Origin of the sequence: Arthrobacter sp. AB6, from assembly GCF_031844545.1 — a bacterium.
Lineage (GTDB): Bacteria > Actinomycetota > Actinomycetes > Actinomycetales > Micrococcaceae > Arthrobacter.
On sequence record NZ_JAUZVL010000039.1, the window covers coordinates 1 to 5675 of the forward strand.

3 rRNA genes are annotated in these 5675 nt (G+C 55.2%); all 3 read right to left on the reverse strand.

Annotated elements, in window-relative coordinates:
- Position 1 precedes the first annotated feature (1 nt).
- The 3 genes from rrf to Q9R30_RS19130 all read right to left on the reverse strand — a co-directional run bounded on the left by rrf (position 2) and on the right by Q9R30_RS19130 (position 5493).
- Positions 2 to 118, reverse strand: a 5S ribosomal RNA gene (rrf, locus tag Q9R30_RS19120).
- A 232-nt stretch (positions 119 to 350) separates the two neighbouring features.
- A 23S ribosomal RNA gene (locus Q9R30_RS19125) occupies positions 351 to 3476 on the reverse strand.
- 494 nt (positions 3477 to 3970) lie between these two features.
- Positions 3971 to 5493 (reverse strand): 16S ribosomal RNA (locus tag Q9R30_RS19130).
- The 16S, 23S and 5S rRNA genes sit together here, the layout of an rRNA operon.
- Positions 5494 to 5675: the final 182 nt, after the last annotated feature.

The window sequence follows — 5675 nt, forward strand, 5'->3', positions numbered from 1 at the left end:
TGTCCGGCGGTGACCTACTCTCCCACACCCTCCCGGGTGCAGTACCATCGGCGCTGTGGGTCTTAGCTTCCGGGTTCGGAATGGGACCGGGCGTTTCCCCCACGCTATGACCGCCGTAACCTTGTTACCCGTCCGCCCGGGTGTGATTCCGGGGGTGGGAAGTGTTGTGGTTACAACATGCTTTCCTGCCCGTGTTCGGGGGCAGGGTGGTGTTGTTATTCAGTTGGTGTTCCCCGACAACGTTTGGTTTGTTGTTTGGGAACCACATAGTGGACGCAAGCAGTCTTGATTTTTCTTTTTACCAACCCTGGTGTGGAACCGCTTTTGAACCGGTTTCACGGGTGTGGTGTGTGGTGTAAGTTATCGGCCTATTAGTACCGGTCAGCTTCACGAGTCGTTAGTCCTCGCTTCCACATCCGGCCTATCAACCCAGTGGTCTGGCTGGGGGCCTCTCACACACGAGGTGTATGGAAATCTCATCTTGAAGCGAGCTTCCCGCTTAGATGCTTTCAGCGGTTATCCCATCCGAACGTAGCTAATCAGCGGTGCACTTGGCAGTACAACTGACACACCAGAGGTTCGTCCGTCCCGGTCCTCTCGTACTAAGGACAGCCCTTCTCAAATTTCCTGCGCGCGCAGCGGATAGGGACCGAACTGTCTCACGACGTTCTAAACCCAGCTCGCGTACCGCTTTAATGGGCGAACAGCCCAACCCTTGGGACCTACTCCAGCCCCAGGATGCGACGAGCCGACATCGAGGTGCCAAACCATGCCGTCGATATGGACTCTTGGGCAAGATCAGCCTGTTATCCCCGAGGTACCTTTTATCCGTTGAGCGACGGCCATTCCACAATGTACCGCCGGATCACTAGTCCCGACTTTCGTCCCTGCTCGAGATGTCTCTCTCACAGTCAAGCTCCCTTGTGCACTTACACTCGACACCTGATTGCCAACCAGGCTGAGGGAACCTTTGGGCGCCTCCGTTACTTTTTAGGAGGCAACCGCCCCAGTTAAACTACCCATCAGGCACTGTCCCTGACCCGGATTACGGGCCGAAGTTAGATGTCCAAAGTGACCAGAGTGGTATTTCAACGATGACTCCACCCGAACTGGCGTCCGGGCTTCAACGTCTCCCACCTATCCTACACAAGCCACTCCGAACACCAATACCAAACTATAGTAAAGGTCTCGGGGTCTTTCCGTCCTGCTGCGCGTAACGAGCATCTTTACTCGTACTGCAATTTCGCCGAGTTTATGGTTGAGACAGCGGGGAAGTCGTTACTCCATTCGTGCAGGTCGGAACTTACCCGACAAGGAATTTCGCTACCTTAGGATGGTTATAGTTACCACCGCCGTTTACTGGGGCTTAAATTCTCAGCTTCGCCTTGCGGCTAACCGGTCCTCTTAACCTTCCAGCACCGGGCAGGAGTCAGTCCGTATACATCGTCTTGCGACTTCGCACGGACCTGTGTTTTTAGTAAACAGTCGCTTCCCCCTGGTCTCTGCGGCCCCGATCCCCTCCCACCAGCAAGTGGTGTTCAAGGTTGGGGCCCCCCTTCTCCCGAAGTTACGGGGGCATTTTGCCGAGTTCCTTAACCATAATTCTCTCGATCGCCTTAGTATTCTCTACCTGATCACCTGTGTCGGTTTGGGGTACGGGCGGCTAAAACCTCGCGTCGATGCTTTTCTCGGCAGCATAGGATCACCAAATCCCCCCAAACGGGGGTCCCATCAGATCTCAGGCATCATGAACAGCGGATTTGCCTACCGTTCGCCCTACATCCTTAGACCGGGACAACCATCGCCCGGCTCGGCTACCTTCCTGCGTCACACCTGTTAATACGCTTGCCTCCCAGGATCAGGTCCTGCGCTCCACCAAAACCCTTCACCCACAAGGGGTGTCAGGCAGGTCTCGGGCAGTTAGTATCCCCTGTTCAGCATGGGCGGTTTTTCGCCGGTACGGGAATATCAACCCGTTGTCCATCGACTACGCCTGTCGGCCTCGCCTTAGGTCCCGACTTACCCAGGGCAGATTAGCTTGACCCTGGAACCCTTGATCATTCGGCGGACGGGTTTCTCACCCGTCTTTCGCTACTCATGCCTGCATTCTCACTCGTGTAGGCTCCACCGCTGGTTTACACCGCGACTTCACCGCCCACACGACGCTCCCCTACCCATCCAAACGCCTGAACCACAAGGGCTTAGCTAATATTTGAATGCCACAACTTCGGCGGTGTACTTGAGCCCCGCTACATTGTCGGCGCGGAATCACTTGACCAGTGAGCTATTACGCACTCTTTTAAGGATGGCTGCTTCTAAGCCAACCTCCTGGTTGTCTTCGCAACTCCACATCCTTTCCCACTTAGCACACGCTTAGGGGCCTTAGTTGGTGGTCTGGGCTGTTTCCCTCTCGACTATGAAGCTTATCCCCCACAGTCTCACTGCTGCGCTCTCACTTACCGGCATTCGGAGTTTGGCTGACGTCAGTAACCTTGTAGGGCCCATTAGCCATCCAGTAGCTCTACCTCCAGCAAGAAACACGCAACGCTGCACCTAAATGCATTTCGGGGAGAACCAGCTATCACGAAGTTTGATTGGCCTTTCACCCCTACCCACAGCTCATCCCCTCCATTTTCAACTGAAGTGGGTTCGGTCCTCCACGACGTCTTACCGTCGCTTCAACCTGGCCATGGGTAGATCACTTCGCTTCGGGTCTAGATCACGCCACTGCAACGCCCTATTCAGACTCGCTTTCGCTACGGCTGCCCCACACGGGTTAACCTCGCGACGTAACACTAACTCGCAGGCTCATTCTTCAAAAGGCACGCCGTCACAGCTACAAGGCTGCTCCGACGGATTGTAAGCACACGGTTTCAGGTACTGTTTCACTCCCCTCCCGGGGTACTTTTCACCTTTCCCTCACGGTACTGGTCCGCTATCGGTCATTAGGGAGTATTTAGGCTTATCAGGTGGTCCTGACAGATTCGCACGGGATTTCTCGGGCCCCGTACTACTTGGGATACTCTCACAGGCGGTACACAACATTACGGTTACGGGGCTAACACCCTCTCTGGCCGGCCTTTCAAAACCGTTCACCTATGCCTGCACATCACACCCCACCAGCCCGGCAGAACTGGTATGGAAAGTCCCACAACCCCGACCATGCAACGCCCGCCGGCTATCACACATGGAACGGTTTAGCCTGATCCGCGTTCGCTCGCCACTACTAACGGAATCACTATTGTTTTCTCTTCCTGCGGGTACTGAGATGTTTCACTTCCCCGCGTTCCCTCCACGCACCCTATGTGTTCAGATGCGGGTCACCGAGTCACTCGCGCGCTCGGCGGGGTTTCCCCATTCGGACACCCTGGGATCACAGTCCGGTTATCGACTCCCCCAGGCTTATCGCAGATTCCTACGTCCTTCTTCGGCTCCTAATGCCAAGGCATCCACCGTGTGCTCTTAAAAACTTGACCACAAAAGATCAAAAACGCTAATTTTCGAGAGAACCACGAAAACCACTGCACCATCCCGAAAGACAGCACAACAGATCCAGGTTCATATTCTTGGAAATTGCTTCTTATAAAAGATGCTCGCGTCCACTATGTAGTTCTCAAACAACAACCCCAAACCACACACCCCACACACACAACATGCATGACCGGTGCAGCCAGGAAACCAGAAACACACAAACCCGCAACCCCACCCCAAAAAAGGGCAAGACCACGGCCCTGTTGCCTCAGGACCCAACAGTGTGCCAAACACTAAACCACCCGCACCCACCAGCACCCTTCCAGGAACCCCCGCAAAGAGGAACCGTACTAAGCACCGGAAAGAACCGGCAGCCGCTATTCGTTGATATTCCACCCTTGAGCACCCGCCGCAGAACTAGCGTCTGCGCAACGGGCTGTACTCCTGACAAACCCCCGCACCGCATACACGGCACGAACAATCTGTAGGTGCTCCTTAGAAAGGAGGTGATCCAGCCGCACCTTCCGGTACGGCTACCTTGTTACGACTTAGTCCCAATCGCCAGTCCCACCTTCGACAGCTCCCTCCCACAAGGGGTTAGGCCACCGGCTTCGGGTGTTACCAACTTTCGTGACTTGACGGGCGGTGTGTACAAGGCCCGGGAACGTATTCACCGCAGCGTTGCTGATCTGCGATTACTAGCGACTCCGACTTCATGGGGTCGAGTTGCAGACCCCAATCCGAACTGAGACCGGCTTTTTGGGATTAGCTCCACCTCACAGTATCGCAACCCTTTGTACCGGCCATTGTAGCATGCGTGAAGCCCAAGACATAAGGGGCATGATGATTTGACGTCGTCCCCACCTTCCTCCGAGTTGACCCCGGCAGTCTCCTATGAGTCCCCACCATCACGTGCTGGCAACATAGAACGAGGGTTGCGCTCGTTGCGGGACTTAACCCAACATCTCACGACACGAGCTGACGACAACCATGCACCACCTGTAAACCGACCGCAAGCGGGGCACCTGTCTCCAGGCGTTTCCGGTTCATGTCAAGCCTTGGTAAGGTTCTTCGCGTTGCATCGAATTAATCCGCATGCTCCGCCGCTTGTGCGGGCCCCCGTCAATTCCTTTGAGTTTTAGCCTTGCGGCCGTACTCCCCAGGCGGGGCACTTAATGCGTTAGCTACGGCGCGGAAAACGTGGAATGTCCCCCACACCTAGTGCCCAACGTTTACGGCATGGACTACCAGGGTATCTAATCCTGTTCGCTCCCCATGCTTTCGCTCCTCAGCGTCAGTTAATGCCCAGAGACCTGCCTTCGCCATCGGTGTTCCTCCTGATATCTGCGCATTTCACCGCTACACCAGGAATTCCAGTCTCCCCTACATCACTCTAGTCTGCCCGTACCCACCGCAGATCCGGAGTTGAGCCCCGGACTTTCACGGCAGACGCGACAAACCGCCTACGAGCTCTTTACGCCCAATAATTCCGGATAACGCTTGCGCCCTACGTATTACCGCGGCTGCTGGCACGTAGTTAGCCGGCGCTTCTTCTGCAGGTACCGTCACTTTCGCTTCTTCCCTACTGAAAGAGGTTTACAACCCGAAGGCCGTCATCCCTCACGCGGCGTCGCTGCATCAGGCTTGCGCCCATTGTGCAATATTCCCCACTGCTGCCTCCCGTAGGAGTCTGGGCCGTGTCTCAGTCCCAGTGTGGCCGGTCACCCTCTCAGGCCGGCTACCCGTCGTCGCCTTGGTAAGCCATTACCTCACCAACAAGCTGATAGGCCGCGAGTCCATCCAAAACCACAAAAAGCTTTCCACCCCCCACCATGCGATGAGGAGTCATATCCGGTATTAGACCCAGTTTCCCAGGCTTATCCCAGAGTTAAGGGCAGGTTACTCACGTGTTACTCACCCGTTCGCCACTAATCCCCCAGCAAGCTGGGATCATCGTTCGACTTGCATGTGTTAAGCACGCCGCCAGCGTTCATCCTGAGCCAGGATCAAACTCTCCGTTGAAGTAAAACAGACACAACCCCAAGCCCCGGGAAAACGGAACAAAAAGGCTGCACAAAATTTGAAACCAGCTGTAAAAACCAGACCACCCACAGGGGCGGACAGCCCGGTCAATTCAACCAATCACTAAAACAATTGGTATCAACAAACTTGGCACACTATTGAGTTCTCAAACAACAGACACA